Origin of the sequence: Aurantibrevibacter litoralis (assembly GCF_034651555.1) — a bacterium.
Taxonomy (GTDB): domain Bacteria; phylum Bacteroidota; class Bacteroidia; order Flavobacteriales; family Flavobacteriaceae; genus Aurantibrevibacter; species Aurantibrevibacter litoralis.
Genome location: NZ_JAYEEQ010000001.1, coordinates 56,081 through 77,569 on the forward strand (window position 1 = coordinate 56,081; position 21,489 = coordinate 77,569).

10 protein-coding genes are annotated in these 21,489 nt (G+C 41.5%); 1 reads left to right on the plus strand and 9 read right to left on the minus strand.

Features of this window, described 5'->3' with window-relative positions; translation table 11 throughout:
• Positions 1-14: 14 nt before the first annotated feature.
• A complete protein-coding gene (locus U1E44_RS00290) occupies positions 15-3,527 on the minus strand; it encodes a PVC-type heme-binding CxxCH protein (RefSeq protein ID WP_322928857.1) in 3,513 nt (1,170 codons plus the stop codon).
• A 171-nt stretch (positions 3,528-3,698) separates the two neighbouring features.
• Here U1E44_RS00290 and U1E44_RS00295 point away from each other — a divergent pair, with 171 nt between their 5' ends.
• Positions 3,699-4,586 carry an AraC family transcriptional regulator gene (locus U1E44_RS00295; protein WP_322928858.1) on the plus strand — a complete coding sequence of 296 codons (888 nt, stop codon included), beginning with the start codon at positions 3,699-3,701 and terminating at the stop codon, positions 4,584-4,586.
• 3 nt (positions 4,587-4,589) lie between these two features.
• On the opposite strand, the gene bglX is transcribed toward U1E44_RS00295, so the two are convergent.
• The 8 genes from bglX to U1E44_RS00335 form a co-directional block, all read right to left on the minus strand.
• Complete coding sequence (gene bglX / locus U1E44_RS00300; RefSeq protein WP_322928859.1) at positions 4,590-6,875, minus strand: beta-glucosidase BglX; 2,286 nt, start codon at positions 6,873-6,875, stop codon at positions 4,590-4,592.
• A gap of 320 nt (positions 6,876-7,195) precedes the next feature.
• Complete coding sequence (locus U1E44_RS00305; protein WP_322928860.1) at positions 7,196-8,908, minus strand: family 16 glycosylhydrolase; 1,713 nt, start codon at positions 8,906-8,908, stop codon at positions 7,196-7,198.
• 231 nt (positions 8,909-9,139) lie between these two features.
• On the minus strand, positions 9,140-11,305 hold the full coding sequence (locus tag U1E44_RS00310; protein WP_322928861.1) for a hypothetical protein: 2,166 nt from the start codon (positions 11,303-11,305) through the stop codon (positions 9,140-9,142).
• A gap of 166 nt (positions 11,306-11,471) precedes the next feature.
• Positions 11,472-12,944, minus strand: coding sequence for a RagB/SusD family nutrient uptake outer membrane protein (locus tag U1E44_RS00315; protein ID WP_322928862.1), 1,473 nt, complete (start codon positions 12,942-12,944; stop codon positions 11,472-11,474).
• 5 nt (positions 12,945-12,949) lie between these two features.
• Positions 12,950-15,982, minus strand: a complete 3,033-nt coding sequence (locus tag U1E44_RS00320) for a SusC/RagA family TonB-linked outer membrane protein (RefSeq protein WP_322928863.1) — start codon at positions 15,980-15,982, stop codon at positions 12,950-12,952.
• 236 nt (positions 15,983-16,218) lie between these two features.
• A complete protein-coding gene (locus U1E44_RS00325; RefSeq protein ID WP_322928865.1) occupies positions 16,219-18,999 on the minus strand; it encodes a helix-turn-helix and ligand-binding sensor domain-containing protein in 2,781 nt (926 codons plus the stop codon).
• A 407-nt stretch (positions 19,000-19,406) separates the two neighbouring features.
• On the minus strand, positions 19,407-19,553 hold the full coding sequence (locus U1E44_RS00330) for a hypothetical protein (RefSeq protein WP_322928866.1): 147 nt from the start codon (positions 19,551-19,553) through the stop codon (positions 19,407-19,409).
• A gap of 585 nt (positions 19,554-20,138) precedes the next feature.
• A complete protein-coding gene (locus U1E44_RS00335; RefSeq protein WP_322928867.1) occupies positions 20,139-20,735 on the minus strand; it encodes a fasciclin domain-containing protein in 597 nt (198 codons plus the stop codon).
• Positions 20,736-21,489 lie beyond the last annotated feature (754 nt).

The window sequence follows — 21,489 nt, forward strand, 5'->3', positions numbered from 1 at the left end:
AATCTTAAAAGGGACTAAGAGGTTGCAGCCACCACTTTCATAACACCCTGCATAATGCGCCAATGCCCCGGAAAGGTGCAAATAAAGGGGTACATTCCGGGGGTTGTGGGTGCCGTAAATTTGAGACTAAACGTACTATCCGGATCTACGATGGGGGTATAAAACAGCACTTCTGCCATGTCGGGGACATAGTTCTTTTCGGCTCCCTTGGGATCCATGGCTAACTTATCTGCCGCTGCCCCTACCTTTTCTTTGGTGCCAGGCTCCGTAATCAATAAATTATGCTGCATAAAATCGTTATTCTCAAACACTACTTCTATAGATTTTCCGGCTTCTACTACAAACTCAGAAATATCAAATTTCATTTCGTTTTGTATGGTTTTAATCCGAATTACATTGGCGGGGGCATTATCCGTACTTTGGGATGTGGCTAATAGGGCTACTTTATCCCCGTAATTTTTAACCAGTAATGCTGCTATGGAAATTTCCTGAAACTGATTGCCTTCTTTTTTGGTATAATCTTCGGCTACCTTATATTTCCAGTCGCCATCTAAGGGAAGAGAGGTATTACCTACCTTTAGAAATAATTGGTCTTTATTTCCGTAAATTCCGCCGCCGCTACCGGTATCTTTAACCCATATGGCAATAGTATTGCTGCCCGCCTTTAAAATACCGCTTTTTACAGCATATACCCGCGGGACTTCATAATTGTCTGTATTTCCTATTTTCTGACCGTTAATATACACCACGTCCGAATCATCAATAGGGCCCAAGGATATGGTGCCGGCTTTACCTGCGTCTGCGGCAGAAATAGGTACTTCCCGCCGAAACCAAATTATTCCATCTATATCTAGACCGGCATTTTCTATGTATTGAGGTATTTTCATGGTTTTCCATTCTGCATCATTTAGTCGTGGGCTTTCCCAGTCTATTTTTTCTGCTATTGGTGTTTCAAGTTGTTGGGGATCCAGGTTTTGTACCTCACCAATAAATCCTACACTGTGTTTTGCCCCTGCGGCATACAGTGCTTTAGAGAGCCAAGCGTCATTTGCTATGCCTTCCTTTAGGCTTAAGGCATAAAGTTTTTTGCCAACTTCTACCGAGGGATCCCGATCTGCAAAATAGAGTAAAGCCGCTAATTGAACACCCGGATCCACATCATTCAGAATATCTGCCTTGAGCAATACATTGTCTGTATCGGTGTTTTTTGGTAGTATTTGTATGGCTGCTTTTCGTACCGCACCATCTGCATTTGCAAGGGCACCTTTCACAACTTCTACTGCCTGTGCTTCCGAAGGAATAACGCCAAGACCCTGTACAACCCAAAGCGCATGTAATGCTCCAAGATGAAGCCCTAGCGCATCCGGTTTACTTTCTTTTATAGCAGCATAAAGGGCGGGTAAAACTGATTTATCCCCTTTTTCTACTAAGAGACGCTGAGCCGTCATGCGCCAAAACATATTATCGTTAGAAAGCGCCGCAATCAATTCTTTGGGGTTGTTGTGATCTAAGGCTGTGAGACCTGTTTTTAGTGTTGCTGTTTTTGGTTTTACCAACCAAATTCTTCCTCGCGATCTATCTCGTAATGGATTGATGTATGCATTTCCTTCACCGTTTTCGGCATCATATCCCCCTCTTTCCGCTTTTGGCGTAGGATTGTGCTGAATGATAAAATTATACCAGTCTAGCACCCATACATTGCCATCGGGCCCTACTTTTGCTTCTACGGGCGAAAACCACTCATCGGAACTTGCTATAAGATTACCTCCGTCTTTTTCGATATATCCGGCACCCTCCTTTTCAATCTTAGCAATATGTACCACGCCTCCTGTAGGTTCGCAAACAAAGGCGACTTTATTCCAATAGTCACTCGGGAAGCTACGAGCGGTATAAAAGGAATGCCCGGCAGCGGCGGTAAAGCCCCCAAAGACATCTACTTGTCGCACATTAGGTGTAATAGCTTTCATATCATAATGCCCGTCTATTTTACTACTGCCTTGGGAAGGAATACCCTCCACACCGGCAAAGCTGGCGTTGGGAATACCTACAAAAACACTATGTGTGTTGTTCGCGGTAGAGGCAAATAAGGAATTATCTTCTGTAATACCTAAACCCCAAGTATTATTGCTGGTGCTACTTATAAATTCAAAGTCGGTATACTGCGTGTTAAAGCGATACACTCCTTGGCGAAATTCATAGGGTTTTCCAAAGATTTCCCCTTTGAACCCAGAATAGCCAAGCACACCATAGATATTATTATCAATGCCATTTTGAAGGTTCGACGGTCCGGCGTGCGTATCAAAAGTTCCCCAACCCTCTATAATTACCTCTTTTACATCGGCTTTATCATCGCCGTCGGTATCCTTAAGAAATAGAAAATAGGGTGCTTGGGATACAAGTATGCCGCCATTGGCAAAAGTAAAACTGGTGGGGATGTTTAGACCTTCGGCAAAAATGGTAAATTTGTCTGCTTTGCCATCTCCGTTAGTGTCTTCACATATTTTTATACGGTCGTCTCCCTGTCCTTTATCGTCTCTTACGGTATTGGGGTAATCCACAGTTTCTATAACCCAAAGCCTCCCCTTTTCATCCCAATTCATGGCTATCGGATTAATGATATCGGGTTCCGAGGCAAATAAATGTGCCTCAAAACCGGCCGGTACCTGAATCAGTTTAGCAGATTCTTCCGGAGATAAAGGAAGTTGGTATTTTGGTGCGGGATCTCTCTTTTCATAGTTTGGAATATTGGCGCGTTCTTCGTACAGTAGCTTAGGCATGTCCTTTACAAAGGCCTCCCAATTTTTTTTGGCATTGGCATCTACCGCCCATAAAATACCCTCTTTTATTAAATGTTGAAATCCCGGTTGGTTCCAGGTGCGTTCATCATGACCATAGGCGGTATAAAAAACTTTTCCTTTGCCATATTCTTTTACCCAAGTCCATGGTTCCTTATGGCCTCCTTCCTCGCGCTCCATCAGTACTTTAATGTCCTTGGCCATATTACTGTGCACGTAGGTCTCATCCCAGGTGGCAAATGGTTCTAAATTTTCCGTTATAGGGTGTGCTTTATCTATAATAGTCGTGGTAAATGTTCCGGTTTCGTGACTCATAAATTGACCGCCAACCATGTCTACATACTCCGGAGAATTTCGGAAACAAAAACTGGCACAATGAATAGGAATAAAAGCTTTGCCGCCGGAAACGTAATCGATTAAAGCCTTGTCCTGCGCCGGCGTAATGCTATCGTGATTGGCGTAAATGATAAGTCCATCATACAAGGCTAGTTTGGCGGGATTAAGATCATCCGGATTCTCGGTATAGGTTATGTTAATGCCACTTTTAGTAAGTGCAGAAGCCAAAATGGGCATATAAGCATTAGAATTGTGATGCTCAATGGAGTGGCCTAAAAATAATAGTTCTAACCGGCGCGGCTGATCAACTACGGGAGTCTTAGGAGCGGACTGACAGCCGATCAATACGGCTACAACAACAAAGACACATAAAAAGCGAGTAATTAAAGGTTTCATATTGGGCATATTTTAAGTCGTATCAATATTACTGATAAATGTCATAGAAATAGGACTGTATTCTATCGGTTATTGACTTTATTATATCACAAAATTTTATTTTAATCTATTTATATGGTAAATTAGTGTCGCCATTTAGCACTGTAAAAACCGTTAAATTTTGAAACACCCTTGAAATCTGCCTTACAAAAATCGCCCATACCGGTAAACCATGCTTTAGTAGTGCACTATTTGGAACAATCTTTTTTTGATCCCAACTGGCATTTTCATCCGGAATACCAACTTTTTATGGTACTACAGGGCAGTGGCACCCGCTTTGTGGGCGATCATGTAAAGCAATTTAAAAAGGGCGAAATCACTTTTTCCGGTCCTAATCTTCCTCATTTATGGCGTAGCGATCAGGATAGCCTAAGAAGCCAAAAAAAAGGTATGGCAAAAGGTATTGTAGTGTATTTTGGTGGAAACCTCATCAGCGAAAACCTCATGCAAAAAGAAGAAATGATTGCGCTTCGACAGCTTTTTAAAAAGAGCCTTCGCGGCATCGATATTTTGGGCAAAACAGCAGAAAAGGTGGGTGTAATGCTCCGAAATCTTCTGCAATTGGAGGGGTTTGACCAAGTACTTGGGTTGTTGCAAATATTAAATCTTTTAGCCAAATCTAAAGAGTATCGCTTTTTGGCCAGTCCGGGGTATACCAATACCTTAAAAGAAGGTGATACAGACCGGATGAATAGGGTATATGCCTATGTGATGAAACACTTTACCCAAAAGATTAGCGTTTCAGAATTGGCAGCACTCACCAACATGACCCCAACCTCATTTAGTCGGTATTTTAAAATTCACGCCAACAAGACTTTTTCAGAATTTTTAAGTGAAATTCGTATAGGTCATGCTTGTAAATTGTTGATTGATAAAAAAAGAAACAGCTCTCAGGCGTGCTATGAGAGCGGTTTCCAAACCTTATCTAATTTTAACAGGCAGTTTAAGACCATAATGAATAGAACTCCCACAGAATACCAAAAGAAATATTTAGATGAATTAAGTGCCATGGTATACTAGAGACTAAGGTTCCAATGCAAAATTGGCCTCTAAAGTCGTTGCCGAACTGCCACCTACAAATACCTTAAAATCTCCCGGTTCGGCCTCCCACTTATTTTGGGCTGTATAAAATTGAATAGTTTTTTGGTCAATGGTAAACGTCACTTTTTTAGATTCACCCGGTTGTAATTCTATGATTGCAAAGTCTTTGAGCTCTTTTACCGGTCGAGTGCTACTGCCTACCAGATCTCTGATATACAGTTGTGCCACTTCTCGGCCTGCAAATTTGCCTGTATTTTTTATAGAAAAGGTGACTTCTAATTTTTGGTCTATTTGAAACGATGAGGCACTTAGTTGCAGATTGGAATACACAAAGCTACTGTAACCTAATCCATGTCCAAATGGATAAAGCGGTTCGTTGCTTTCGTCCATGTAATGCGACCAGAACACTATATCGTTCCCCGGATTTGTAGGTCTACCTGTAGCTTTGTGGTTGTAATAAATGGGTACCTGCCCTACATGTCTAGGAAAGGTCATGGGTAATTTGCCACTGGGATTATAATCGCCGTAAAGGACTTCTGCAATGGCATTTCCACTTTGGCTGCCTAAGTGCCATGTCTCTAAAATGGCCGGGATATTCGCAGCTGCCCAAGGAATAGCAAGGGGTCTTCCATTCATTAAAATAAGAACAATATTTTTGTTTACAGCATATACGGCTTCCAATAATTCCTGTTGAAGTCCCGGTAAATCTAAAGACACCCTGCTGCGCGCTTCTCCGGTCTGAAAGCCATGTTCGCCAAGCACCATAAGGACTACATCCTTATCTTTTGCTGCTTCAACGGCCTCTCTTATACCGGTTCTATCGGTGGTGTTGATTTTCGTTTCCGTAATAAAATTGGTTTCTCCTACTGTAAGCGCTACACCCCGGGCATATGTTACTTTGTTCTTGGGATAGCGTTGCAATCCTTCCAAAACAGATACCGCACTGTCATCTTCTGCCGCAATGCGCCAGCTGCCTAAGGGACTATTTTTGTCATCGGCCAAATCACCTATAAGCGCAATGTGGAGTCCCTCCTTTTTTAAAGGTAAAATTTGCCTCTCATTTTGTAACAAAACAATAGATTTTTTGGCCATGTCTAAGACCATAGCCGTATGTTCGGCACTTCCTACAATCTCTTTTTCGCGAGAAGTATCGCAATAGCTGTAAGGATCATCAAATAACCCCAACTCGTATTTCACTTTTAAAATGCGTTTCACGGCATCGTCAATATGTTCAATAGCTACTTTACCTTCGTGGACTAAGGCTTCTAAATGGTGTACATAAATATAGGATTCCATATCCATATCCGATCCTGCATTTACAGCCAATAGCCCTGCTTCTTTGGCGTCTTTTGCAAAGCCGTGTGGAATCATTTCACGAATGGAACCCCAATCGGACACCACAAATCCCTGATAATTCCATTCTTTTTTTAGCACTTCCCGTTGTAAAAATGCATTTCCGGTAGCGGGTATTCCGTTTAAGTCATTAAAGGAATTCATCACCGTTTTTACATCGGCATCGATGGCTGCCATAACGGGTGGAAATATGATATTATATAAAGTGGAAGTGCCTACATCTACCGTATTGTAATCTCGTCCAGATTCCGAAAAGCCATACCCGGCAAAATGTTTAACAGTCGCTGCTATAGTGTGTGTTGCCGCCAAATCATCTCCTTGAAATCCTTTGACACGGGCATAGGCAATTTTGCTTCCTAAAAATGGATCTTCACCGGCACCTTCCATAACCCTGCCCCACCGGGCATCTCTGGAAATATCGATCATGGGGGCAAAGGTCCAGTTGATGCCACTAGCAGCCGCTTCAGCAGCAGCCATTTCCGCCGATTTTCGAATCGCTTCCATATCCCAGCTTGCGGCTTCTGCTAAGGGGATTGGACTTATGGTTTTGTATCCGTGAATAAGATCGAAACCTATGATTAATGGAATTCCCAGACGGGTTTCTTCCACGGCTATTTTTTGAACTTTTCGCACTTCATCAGCACCTCGAACGTTGAGCATGGAACCTACCATACCTGTTTTTAAGTGGGCGTATTTCGTGGCCGCATCACCTTCTACGGGTACCGGCCCCGTAACATTCCAAAACCCATTGTACTGGTTCATTTGACCAATTTTTTCTTGAAGAGTCATCACCTTTAACAGCGAATCTACTTTTTGGTTTATGGAACCCATTGTATTTTTTTCGGTTGTAATCACTGATTGCCCAAAAGCACTGCAGCATATAAAACTTACATAGAGGTATAAAGGATATTTCATTTTTGGTTGATTTTATTTTTTAGAACCTATAGTGCCACCAAGAGCCATTTAAGTTAGGTGTTCATTTAATCCCTTTGAATCATCTTAAAAAAAGAGAGGTGATTTGGCTTGCATCAACCTCTCTTTTGCAACTAACCACTAACTAAAATACCCATTGTCCATTTTGCTTATTTCGTGCCTATTTGATACTATAATCTTCATGATTTGCCTCGATCCTGAAGGAAGTAATGACGATTTTTTCGATGTACCCTTTAGGGCAGGGTAAAAATGGAAGAAATCATGTCCAAATGAACAACGGGGTAACATATAGCTACAACCTTTTACTGATACACCCTAATATAATCTACTTCCATGGTAGATTCTACGAAGGCGGGATCTATGGCCCCTCCAAAGTTTCCGCCCATGGCTACATTAAGAATAAAAAAGAAATTCTTATTAAAGGGTAAATCAGGACTGTTACTTACCGTATTGAACACTTCACCATCTACAGAAAACGAAATGGAATTAGCGGTCCAAACCATCCCGTACACATGGAAAGCTTCAGACACGTCTGGTATAATCACGGAACCGGTTCTGCCATTACCACCAAAGTTATTGGGATCGTGGGTAGTTGCGAAAATACGGTTTTGTTGATTGCCTACATGTTCCATAATATCTATTTCTCCTGCTGCCGGCCAAATGTTGGTCTGAAAATCGGCACCCAAGGTCCAAATTGCCGGCCAAGTGCCACCTCCGCTGGGCAGTTTGGCTCTAACCTCCACTTTGCCGTATTGAAACTCAAACTTTTGATGGCTTTGTATTCTTGATGAGGTATAATTACTACCACTAAAACTTTCTGTTTTGGCGGTAATTTTGAGTAACCCATCTTCGATGATCACATTTTCGGGACGGGCTGTATAATATTGTAATTCGTTATTGCCCCAACCATTTTCTCCGGTACCTAAGTCAAAATTCCAAGTGTTTGGATCGGGAGCACCTGGCACATCAAATTCTTCGGACCAAATCAGCTCATCAAACGTAGCATCTTCGTCACCACCCCCTGTATCTCCCTGTGCTTCAACCGGGGTTGTTGTAAAAATATGATACCATGCTAAATTAGAATCTAAGCCATCTATGGTGCGTACCACTAATCGGTTTTCAGAAATTTCCAAGATTTCGTAAGAAGATGAGCTTATAAAATATCCCATAAAGCCTCCTTCTGAGAAATTAAGTACGGTTCCTCTTGGTTGAAAGGCAGGATCTCCTACCAAACTCCAATCGGTTTCTGATGGTGCCAAGCTCACATTTCGGGTACCCGAAGTATCAAAATCGAAACAAGCATCTTGCCCTGCACTCTGTCCCAGTACACTTTCTTGATGCGCACCATTAAAAAACGTTTGCCCGTTATTGTTGAGTTGATACGTAAACTGCCCTTGAGGATTTAAGGCAAAGGTGAGCTCATCATTGCAAAGACACTGACTTACATCACTACAGATTTGAAATGGTGAGGCTGCAAAAAATGCCGGAAACCAATGTTGTGTGGGGGCCGGATTAATCTGCTGATCAAAAGCCAAGGTAGGACCAACACCGAGGTGCCCGTTTTGAGCCACTGCCCAATACCATGTTTTGGAACCTCCAGAAATAACATTGCCTTCGGCATCAACTTCGCCACCGGATAAAAATTCGAGAACCTCATTATCCGAAAAGCTACTCTCTACCGTTACCTGCAACGAGACAGAACTACTAGCACCTCCTGCACCAAATGCAATGACCGAGTAATCGTACGTATTGAGTCCCACTCTTGTAAACCGTTTGGTAGTGGTACCCCCCGAAGCTACTTGAGAGGTGCCGTCGTTGAACTTAAACGTATAGGTTATAGCATTATCTGCGGAAGCGGTAAAAACTACAATTCCCGAGCCATCGGTACTAATATCTGCTTCTACGTTAATATTAGAGGGCACAGTTATAAGTCCCAAACTTGGCTCATCTTCCTGGCACGCCATAAAAAGTGCTAGCAGGAAAAATAGGAATCCATATTTTCTAAAATTTTTCATCTGTTATTATTTATTGTTTTTCAGCGGTCATTTGCAACAACCCAATAATCGTTTTCTCTGTGTGATCAAAAATTAATCCTGTCGGTTGGTATAAATCGATGAAATTTGCTTATACTTTTTTCATTGACTTTATTTGTCGTTTCTGTTTCTATGGGTACTTCCCGACTGTTGCGCTGCATGATACGGTGCTTGTTTTTAATCCTAAAGTGGCGCTGTATTGCCGTAGGTATCTCACTCATTATAAAAATACACATTGTCTACAAAGACCGTATTTGCTGCATTGGGAGCCCCTACATAAATTAATTGGGCAATATTGCTACGGGTCGTTAACCCAACAAAATCGCTTAATGGGATATCGAAACTAACCCATTGCCCTTGAGGTGGGTTGGAAATAACAATCTCATGTTCGGTGTCATCGCCTCCACCAAAAGCCGCGTCTGCGCCAAAATCGACCAATTTAATTCTAAATTCAGTAGCGTCTGCGGTCCAAATATCGGTTCTAAAGTGAGTCATCGCACTCGCATCAATCTGAGTGGCTACCGTTTCTATTCCTACAAAACTTAATGCGCTGTATTTTTTTACGTCATTACCGGCAATGCTAACCTCTTCTAGAGTAGCATCGGACCATACGGTGCGCCAAGTATCTACAGGGACATTGGTATATGCATCACTAAACATAGCTATTACATTGGCTTGCGCCTGTGATGGTGTGGGTGCCGCGGTTGCTGGTGCCGTAGGGGGTGAAGCCGCATTTTCATTGTAAAAAAACACATTGTCAACATAGACGGTATTGGCGCCAAAGGGTGCCCCCACATAAATTAATTGAGCGATGTGCTCACGGTTTGTGAGTCCGATAAAATCGGATAACGGAAGATCGATACTAACCCATTGTCCTTGCGCGGGGTTCTCGATGACAATTTCATGCTCTGTATCGTCTCCGCCCCCAAAAGCACCATCGGCACCAAAGTCGACCAATTTTATATTGAATGCGGTGGCATCTGCCGTCCAAATATCGGTTCTAAAATGGGTCATTTCGCTAGCATTTATTTGATTTTCTACGGTTTCGACCCCCACAAAACCTAACGCGCTGTATTTTTTCACTTCATTACCGGCAATGGTAACTTCTTCTAAGGTAGCATCGGACCATACGGTGCGCCATGTATCTACGGGTACATTGGTGTATGCCTCACTAAAAAGGGAAATAACACTGCTCTCCGGATTCAGGGGATTAGGGGCCGCTTCGGTAGGCTCATTACCCACAGCCAAACCACCGCTTTTCGCAATGTCATCTATAAAGAAGGTGCCAGCGGTGTTTCCGGGACCGTCAATAAAAATGACCATAGTGGCGTATTGTCCTTCCGGCACAAAGGGTTCGCCAACGCCTTGATTACCATCAATAAAACTTTTTACGGCGTTGTTGGCAAAATCGAAGCTTATTTCTTCCCATCCGGTTCCACCGTGATTAGAAACTACCTCGTTTTCTCGTTCTCCATTTACACCACCCTCAAATTTTAATAAAATTGGCACGGCCACTTGCGACCAAAATTTTAAGGTAATGGTTTTATCGGGCGTACTAAAATCGACCGGTGTTCCGAGATTAAAAGCACCACCTTCAAAAGCATTTCCGGAATTGGTAATGGCACCGACATTGGAATTTTCGGGATTGGCACCCGATGGATCCGGATTGGCTACCACTTCAAAACTTGACCCATTAAAGGTAACAAAATCATAGTTCACTAAGGGATCATCAAAAGTAATAGGCAAAGAAATGGCATTAGATGCACCAGTAATGTCAACAATCTCTGTGCCTTCTATGGTGCCTGCACCGGCACCTCTTGCCACAACCCTAACGGTATATTGCCCTACTTCGGCGTATACGTGCGTGGCGGTTTCACCTGCCATAATGGTGGTGGGTTCCTCATCTTCTACATCGCCAAGGAATACATCAAAAACGGTGGCATTTGTGGCGGTTGGACTTACTGAAATTTCAAACGGATTGCTGGTAGACTTCTCCACACCTAGCACTAAATTTGAAGGAGCTTGGAACGAAATGGTTACTACTCTAGCGAGTTCGCTGGTAAGACCGGTAAGCCCCACAGCTACAATACGAAGTGTATATTCACCCTCTGCATAGCTATGTGTTACGGTATCGCCCGGAGCCACCTCTGTTGGGGTTTCCCCATCCGTATCGCCAAAAAGGATTCGGAAAAGCGTAGCGCCTTCAGCGGTGGGGGTAACGGTAACTATACCGGAATCGTCTTGCGCTATATTAAAAATCGCATTGACATTGGTGGGTGCCGATACTTCTTGCAAAGCAAAGGAGGTATCATCGTCTGAACAAGAATTGCCCAAACCAATGGCAAGGAAAAGAATTAAAAGTCGTTTAAAGGTTTTCATATGTTTGTATTTATTGTTTTTCATCGGTCATATGAAGCATCTAAGTAATCCTTGCTCTGGATGTTTACAAGTAAATTGTTGATGTTTCATCTGTTTCTTTTTTATTGATCTGATGCACTATGCTTTTGCTTCGAGTGTCGTAGTGCAGTTTTGTATTTCTTTTAATTTAGTAACCCGGATTTTGAGACCATCGATTGCCTGCCAATTCTATTTCTATGGCCGGAATGGGAAACAACTCGTGCTTGCCTTCCTGAAACCCATCAATTGCCTGTGCCGCACGGCCGGTGCGAACCAAATCGAAAAAGCGATGTCCTTCACCAACCAATTCTACTCTTCGTTCATTGTAAATAGCGGTGGTAAGGGCTGTTCCTGTGGCGGTAATAGCCGGCAAACCTGCCCTTGTTCTAACCCTGTTCAGGAATTGTTGTGCCTTGGTATCATCTATAGCACCGCGATTAAAGGCTTCTGCGGCCATTAATAGTACGTCGGCAAATCGGATTGCTCTGTAGTTATTAGGATTGGTGAGATTGGCATCTCCGGTATTTAAATCGCCTTGACGAGCAATATATTTTCTATTGTAAAAGCCGGTATGTTCAAAACCTTCTGTAAAAGAAACACTAGGATTCTGAGCGGCCCAGGTGTTAATATCTAAAATGGCGATGTCTCGGCGGATATCTCCGGGTTCAAAAGCATCAAAGGCCTCTTGCGTAGGAATATTGAAGCTAAACCCCGATTCGAATACTGGTCCGGTATAATTTCGAATTCCGTTGAAGCCCACGGCCACATTTCCCTCGCTACATTGCAGACACCCAAAACCGGCACCTTCTACGTCGGTGTATTGTACTTCAAAAACAGATTCTATATTGTTCTCATTGTCATTTTCAAAAATAGTGCTGTAGTCGCTCACTAAATCATAAGGGCCGTTGATGATAAGACTTTCTAGTATGTTTGCAGCTTCCGAAAACTTATTTTGAAAAAGAAATACTTTCCCCAATAAGGCCTCTGCGGCACCTTTGGTAACCCTACCGGTTTCATTCTGTACAAAGGGCAAATTTGCAGCAGCAAATTGTAGATCCTGTTCTATTTGTGCGTATACTTGAGCCTTAGGTGTTCTTTCTACTATATCTTGATCTCCAAATAAGAAACGTTTATCTACGGCAAGCGGCACATCGCCAAACCATTTTACCAATTCAAAATAGTAATAGGCTCTCAAGAAAGTTGCTTCTGCCAGCACCCTTTCCTTGCCTGGAAAATCTGTTGTATCTTTAAACTCTAATATAAAATTAGCTCTATTGACTCCGGCAAACATCCAGCTCCAGATATCGCGCAATTGTTGGTTTACGGGCGTATGAATCATGTCGTCTATTTCCTGTATACCGGGAACATCGGTAGCGCTTTCTCCCCCGGCGAGCGTATTGTCTGATGCTATTTCGCCCAGCATTACATTGATATAGGTAGATTGCAATAAATCATAGGCGCCAATTAAAGCATCTTGATAGTCGGCTTCAGAATTAAAGAAGCTCTCAGAATCTTCATTAAAAGAGTCCACATCTACAAAATCATCACTACAGGACACGGAAAGGAATCCAGTGAATAACAGGGCATATAAGAACCTCAAAGGGGTATATTTTTTTTTCATCACAATTAAAATTTAAGGTTTAAACCAAGCATATACATTCTGGGTACCGGATAAAATCCCTGATCAATACCGGCACCAATAGGGTCTCCGGAGGAAGCGCTAGGGTCGAATCCCCTATATTCGGTCAATGTAAAAAGGTTGTTTACTGCAAGGTAAAATCTAAGTTTTTCTATGCCAATTTTTTCGATGATGGGTTGGGGTAGGGCATAGCCTACTTGCACGTTTTGTAGTCTTACGAAAGAACCATCTTCTACAAAAAAGTCAGAAAAAAGACTATTTTGTGTGGCTCCTGTGGTTACTCTTGGGTAGCGGTTAGTAGTCCCTTCTCCGGTCCATCGATTTAAAGTAAACACCGACCGATTTACAAGCGGCTGGTTGCGTTCGTAATTACGGACAATGTCATTGCCTACTGATGCAAAGGCATAAGCACCAAAATCCCATTGCTTATAGTTAAAGGAAATATTTAAACCCATAGTAGCATCGGGAATTGGGCTGCCAATTTGGGTACGATCATTAGAATCGATTATACCATCTCCATTGGTATCTACAAAACGAAGATCTCCCGGGGCGGCATTCGTTTGTTGCGCATGCCCATCTACTTCTGCCTGATTTTGAAAAATACCGTCGGTTTGCAACCCAAAAAAGTAGCCGATGGGCTTGCCGGCCTCCATACGGGATGGCGGTTCTTGCCCTACGCCAAAGGAGCCCCCGGAAATGAAGCCCACACCATTGTTTACAGAAAGCACTTCATTATCCAGAAAGGTAACATTGTAATTAATACTATATGAAAAATTATCGGACGGACTGTCTGCAAACCCTATAGCGAACTCAAAACCTTTGTTTTCTACCGTTCCGGCATTTACTACGGGTGGGGAAGATCCCGGTGCCGCTGCACCCAAAATTCCGGAAACCGGGGGCTGCAACAGCAAGCTTTCGGTACGCTTTGTAAAATAATCGGCAGTGATGTCTACTTTATTGTCGAACAGTTTTAGATCTACACCGATATCTAGGGTTTTCTGTTCTTCCCATTGAATTTCGGGATTAGAAAGTACCCCAACCGCCTTGCCAAACACCAAAGAATTATTAAGCACATACGCTGCTTCACCACCCAATATGGATCTAAAGGCGTTGCCTACAATTCTATCGTTTCCTACAATACCATAGCTGCCACGAAGTTTAAGGAAATTAATAACCTTACTGTCTTTTAAAAAATTCTCTTCTGAAATGAGCCATGCTGCGGAACCGGAGGGGAAGTATCCGAATTTATTATTAGGACCAAATCGGGTAGATCCGTCGCGGCGGATAATACCCGAAAGGATGTATTTCCCTTGATAATTATATTGCAGTCGCGTAAAATAGGACAAGAGGCGCTCCTTAAAGCGACCACTAAGACCACTATCTAAAAGACCGTTTCTTTGATCTACGGTGTCCTCTATTCGCGCTTCCGAAAATAGCACAGGGTTTTCAAAAAATCCTTGTGTACTTCCGGAAAATATACCTCGAGTATCAAAAACAGACATCCCTAAGGTGGCCTTTACGTTGTGATCTTGGCCAAGTGTTTTATCGTAGTTTAAAAACGCATCAAACGTATAATCTTTAAAAATATCTTTATTAACAGATAATGAGGGGCGTCCGGTATTGTTCAACACCTTTCCCGAGCCAAAAAAGATGGTAGGCGAAAAATTTCTACCCGCTACTTCCGCATAATTGAACTGCAAACTGGTTTCTGCTGTAAAATCGTTTAGAAAGGTATAGGTCAGGCCTATTTTACCACTAATTTTATCGACATCGGTACCATTAAAGGTATTCGCAATTTGTGCTAAAGGGTTAATAACCTCGTTTCCTAAGCCTTCCGCAAGTGTAAAATCGCCATTAGGCTGCCTAACCTGAAATGTCGGGGCATTGTTTAGGGCATTGAACAACACGGAACCAATTGCATTTTCAGGCAAGGTTTTTCTTGTGGTACCCGTATATATAGCATTGGCAACAAGCTTGACATTTTCTAACAAATCTGAATTGAAATTTATTCTTGTAGTGTACCGCCTAAAATTAGCTTTGGGACCTCCGACGATACCATCTTGTGTTAAAAGAGACGCTCCGAAGGAATATGTGGATTTTTGGGTACCACCACTTAAGGTAATGTTGTGATTAAAAACTGGTGCACGTTGAAAAACCTGTTCTTGCCAATCGGTTCCGGCACCTATGCCTGAAACATCTGGAAAGGGAAGATTGCCTCCTCCGGCAGCAAAAGCTTCGTTGACAAGCACTGCGTATTCCGTGGCATTCAAGACCGGAATTTCCCTTGAGGTTTCCTGTACACCTCCATAGGCATCATAACTTATTTTTAAGCCTGTGTTTTTTCGGCCGGTTTTGGTGGTAATTAATACAACGCCATTGGCGGCCCTTACCCCATAGATTCCGGCAGTGGCATCTTTTAAGATATTGATACTTTCTATATCTCCTGGATTTACTACACTTAGATCTTCGATAACGTTACCATCGACCAAAATAAGCGGTCGGTTATCGCCGTTAGTAGAGATTCCCCTTATTCTGATATTTGAACCGCTACCCGGTGAGCCCGAGGCAGAGGTTACTTGCACTCCGGCTACCTGACCTTGTAAGGCCTGTTCTATGCGGACCGGATTTAAATCTTCTATGGTTTCCGAACTTACTACCGATACGGCTCCGGTGAGTTCCTTTTTCTTTTGAGCGCCATACCCAACAACAATGACTTCATCCAATGCATTAAAATCGGCTTCAAGTCGTATCTGTAGCGTGGAAGTGTTGGTAAGGGTCACCTCTTTGGTAACAAAACCCAAGTAGGAAAACACAAGAACATCGCCTGCTGAAACAGCATCAAAAGTAAAGTTTCCATCAAAATCGGATGTGGTTCCTCGGGTAGAATTCTTAAGCACTATATTCACACCCGGCAGCGGTTCATTACTGTCGGCAGCCGTAATTGTACCGTTAATGGACAGTTGCCCCCACAAAAGGGATGGGAAGACACAAAAGCAAATAACAAAAGTAAGGTACCTCATACGTTGTGATTTTTAAAACCACAATATAGGTACAACCATTAAGGCTTTATCAAAAAGGAACACTACAAAAAATATACAATTACAAAAAAATAGGATCAATTAATATGAAATCCTTATTTATATAGGGATTATAATCAATTTTTAACATTTGAAGGTGAAGTCCATTTTTGGAATCTGTAGGGGTAAATACTGGTTTTGTATAGGTAATGTAGTGGTAATTTCGGCAAATTGTAATTTTATAATTCTAATATATAATTGGTGAGGCTTGTTTCGTGCGGTAATTCCATCTTTTTTCGGAGTCTGTACCGTTTTACTTCAACGCTTTTTGCAGAAATATTAAGGAGCGGTGCAATTTCTTTAGAGGCCAAATTTAATCGGAGATACGCACATAGTTTTAGATCATTTGGAGTTAAATCGGGATGTAATTGTTTTATTTTTTTGAGAAAATCCTTATCGGCATTGTTAAAGGCAGTTTCAAAAAACAACCAATCGTCTTCGTTATTGATATTCCTATCTATGGTTCTAATAACTGAATTTATCTGCTGCTTGCTCTCTAAATTCTTTAATTGATCTTTAACTGCATTTAAAAATTCGTTCTTTTTAATGAGACTCATGGTAGATACCGCTAATTCTCTGTTTTTACTGTCAATTTCCTGTGCGAGCTTCTCGTTTTCTACCTGAACTATTTTTTTCATGGCCTTAAGTTTTTTACGCTTTACCTTTTTTTTGTTTTCTTTTACCAATAGTTCTTGTTGTTTTCGGTAATACGCTTTGTAAATTTTGTGAACTCCTATCAACATAAAAATACCGCATCCTATATAGGTGAGAATCGCCCATGGGGATAAATACCATGGTTTGGCAATTTCAAATTCATAGATTCCTTCATTTACGGTAAAGGTATTTCCAATTTGGGCGCGTACCATAAAGGTATATGCGCCATGAGGTAAATTATTGAAGGTGGTTTCTGGAGTGGTACTCCATTTGCTCCATTCGTTATAAAGGCCAACCAATTTGTATTGATAATTTACCTCGGTATATTTATCATATTCGGGCACACTGTAAAAAAAACGCAGGTTATTTTCATTAGACTTAAATTCAGTTTCTGTGGTAAGAGAAATGGGCCGTTCTTCGGTTGCCAAAAATGAAGCAAATACAGCATCGATATGAATGCTATAATTTTTGTCTTCAATCTTAGACAAATCGATCGTTATGTAGCCATTAGACGTTCCTATTAGATAGTGCTGATCTTTTAAAAACGTAAGACTTTCAAAGCCTAAAACACCCATGCTTTTTCTGAAGGATGAGGGCACTGCTATTTTTACGGTTTTTGGACTATTTTTGAATTTATCGGGGGCAACAATTAAAATATTATGCTCGGCAAACCCCCAAAGGCCTTTAGAATAAGGGTCCGATACTAAGATGCCTAGCGGATGTTCGTCGTCCATAAAGAAGGCCTTTGTTAACAAGGTATCCAATTTAAATTGTGCATCGTTATAGGCAAAAATACCACGATCACTACTGTACAGTATGCGCGATTCATGTTTCACTAAACTGGCACCGGTCCCCTGAGGTGCTTCTTTATCTAAACCGATGATTTGAGTAAAATTGTCATCAACCTTAATTTTATATACTCCTTTATATTCATGGTTTACCAATAGCTCGTTTGGGGCAATAAATTCGAAGAAGCGACTAGAAATATCAAAGCCATCTATTTTGTTGCGTAAACTCCATTGCTCATTGTGGTAATGAAGTACACTAAGCCCGTTATAATTGCCCTGAAGCAGTAAATTTTCGGCTCCTTCTATTTCTTTAATTTCCCATGTTCCCGGAAAATCGGAAATAGAAATAGCCTTATTTTCGCTAATGAGGAATGTTCCTTTGTTGTGCCCACAGAAGAGAAGGCCTTTAATTTCACGCAAACACCATACTTGACCTTCGGTGTCCGGGATTAACCGAAATGTATCATCTTGGGATTGCATGTTTTTAATGAATAACCCTTGATTGGTGCCTAAATACAAATTATCTTCAAAAATTTTGGCAGCATAGACCACCCCTAATTTACCTGCTTCATCTCTGAATTCGGTAAAAGGAGAGTTCATGTTGATAACACTAACGCCATTGTCTAAACCGAGCCAAAGGTTATTTTCATGGTCTTCAAATAAGGCCAGGACCGTATTGTCGTTTAGACCTTTTACTTTGTTGATATGCTGTAGGGTTTTACCGGTGATATCTATTTGATACATTCCATCAGAAATGGTACCTAAAATGATACTTCCGTCGTTTAATTGCAAGCTGCTATAGATGTTGGTGGGCTGCCAACTGATGTTCCACGGGCTTAATTCTTTCTCCTTCAGAAAATAAAAGGAACCTTGCTCTGTGAGGAGTAAAGGCATATCCTCAGCTTCCATCATTCCAATGATGATATTTTCCCTCACCACGGGGTGATCGGATACCAAGATGGCTGCTCCGTGTTCAATTTTATATAACCCATGGTTTACTTTCTGAAAAAACACTTCGTTCTTTAGTTTAAAAATACGCGCCCTTGTTGATTTAGAATCTACGATTTCCAAACTGCCATCCGCAGTGTTAAACATATAAATACGCTCCAGCGATTGAAACAATACCCAATCCTCGTAATGCAAAATATTCCAAAACTGTTCGTCTTCTATTAAAGGCACTTGGCGTTCGGTGGTTAATGAGTGATATTGTAGTTGCCCCAATTTATCCTTTTCCCAAAAACCGAATTCCATATAGCAGCCCGTATAAATTCGATCTTCAATAGCTTTTACAGATCTAATGATAGAACCATTTGGCGATGGATACAGTTTCCAGACGGCTCCATTAAAGGCTAACAAGCCACCATTGTTGGCGACATAAATTTTTTTATCAACGGCTTGTGATACACCCCAATTTTGATTTTCGGCATTATAATGAAGTGGCGCATAGTTTTGCACCGGGGGTAGGGCTTGCGAAAAAAGGCGTATCGATACGAGTAGAAAAAGCCATTTTAGAGCCATAAATGAAGCGTTTATTCTCCTTAAATATACTACTATCTACTTCTAATTGCTATTTTTTTTGAAGGGTAATAGCAAAAGCACAATCTCAATACCCATTTGAAAGCTATAACGCGGGGTACTATGATCCTAGTCCTTTAGTTTGGGCACCCATGGTTAAAAGCCAAAGGCGGGTTATCCGTCTTTCGGCAATAGAAGTTCAGTTTTCACTAGGAAAACTACGAGCCAAAAGGCACGTTGTTAAACGCAGTGTGAAAGTAGGTAAATACCTTATATTTTTTAAGGTAGAAGGGTTCTATCAATTAATAAAACCCGAAGTGCTCGGGTTTTATTAAAATATTACAGTTTACAAAAATAGGTTTTTGGGTGTACTATGTTCAAAATTTTGGGGAGACAGGGATAAACTTGGCTTAAAAGAAACCAAATGCGGCCAAAATCAGGCAGATTAGAACCGCTGCAAGAATGCCAATGAGTACAATAACCATAAGGCTAAGAAACCCATTCAACACCTTGGTGCCAAAAGTAACATGGTCTTCCATATATTGAATTGTTTTCACTAAAATAATAAATAAATACCTAATAATGAAATAGGTAGCTGTTTATTTCGACCAACGGTAGTGCCGTTATTGTTTTTAAACGACGGGCGACCGTTTTTATCGACCAAAGGTATTTGTGTATGGCGTATAGGCTTGCAGTTGTTCTCCGCTGAGTTTTTCACTAAGAGCTTCAAAGGAAACTCCTTTGGTTTCCGGCATCCCTGGGAAGGACGAACAGAATCGGCACAGGAAAAGGATCTGCAGTTCCGGGTGAGGTAAAATACAAAATTTCGGTTTTTAGACCCAAAGGCCAAAATGAAACTGGCGAAACCCGTACTGAGCGCAGTAGAAGTATACCCCTATGGCTTTCATCGGGGATAGTCCGTTTCAAGGAATTTTTTATTGGAAATTTTGAGGATGTCTGTCTTATAAAAGGGAAGATGAATGTGGTCTTAGGGAATTTTACGAATAGTCTTATTCACATTAGAATTTAATATAATGCCCCGGTTATTTCGTGGAATTAATTTGGAAACTACTCGGTCTAGCTAGGCAATAAAAAAACCGCCACATAGGTGTAGCGGTTTTTGGAAGGGATCGGGTTCAATCTTATTTTGGTAATATCACGGCATCAATAGCATGAATAACGCCATTTGAGGCAGCAACATCGGCTATTACAACAGTTGCTGTTCCGCCATTGGCATCAGTCAAAATAACATTACCATCTTTTAGACTTAAATCGATGGTTCCGCCTTGTACGGTGGTAACGGTAAATTTGCCGTTATTTTTTTTAATGGCGTCAATTACGGTAGCGGCTTCAAATTTTCCTGAAACGACATGGTACGTTAAAACACCGGTCAACTGATCTTTTCTTTCGGGTTTTAAAAGACCCGCTACCGTGCCTTCGGGTAGTTTTGAAAAACCGTCGTTAGTAGGGGCAAATACCGTAAATGGGCCAGCACTACTTAGGGTTTCTACCAAACCTGCTGCTTTAACCGCAGCTACAAGTGTTGTAAAGTTCTCGTTAGAAACGGCTACTTCCACAATGTTTGGTTCGGCTACCGCTTGCGGTGTTTCAATACGCACTTCGGTAGTTTCGAGAGAGGCTTGATCCAAGATTTCTGTGGTTTCTTTCTTTGTTTGGCCGCAAGAAGTTGCGATAACTCCTACCAGGGCCAAGGTGCTCATAGTTTTTACTAATTTCATAACAATTTTTTTTAGATTTTATCAAAAGTAAGTCTATTTATGGTGGACAAATCATAATTATTGTTTAAATATTTTCAAAAAGTGTTAAACAAAATAATCATATTAATCTAAAGATTCCCCGACCCTTGTGTCGTGGTTTCCTATTTATGGCTCTTTTGGAGGGGTCGGAACTGCCTTTTTGCAGTTCCGGGTGAGGTATAATACAACATTTCGGCTTTTGGCACAAAGGCCAAGATGAAACTGGCGAAACCCGTACTGAGCGCAGTAGAAGTATACCCCTATGGCTTTCATCGGGGATAGTCAGTTTAAAGAAATTTTTTATTTGGTCGTGTTCTTAGCACAAAAAAAGCCCGGTGGTAGCACGGACGTTCTTCTATTTCTAACTGCAGGTTTTTAACGTCTTAACAATGGTATTCCACTTTGAGGAATTCTAAAATAAGTAGTAACGGCCTATAAAACAGGCGCTAATGCACAACTAATTTTAAATTCACTCATTTGAAAAATAAAATCACTACCTATCAATTTTTAATTTTTTTCTTTACACCCTAGCGGGGTGATAGGTTTGCGGCAAAATAGAACCCATTACACAACAAAAAGTCCCTTAGCGACAACTGCTAATGAAGGGCAAACCACTAAGGCAAACAGAATGCCAATAAGCGCTATAGCCAAAAGGCTTAAAACCCATGTAAGACCTTGGCGTTAGAAGGAATATGGTCGTCTATAAATTTCATTGTTTCTTTTGAAGAACAGTATA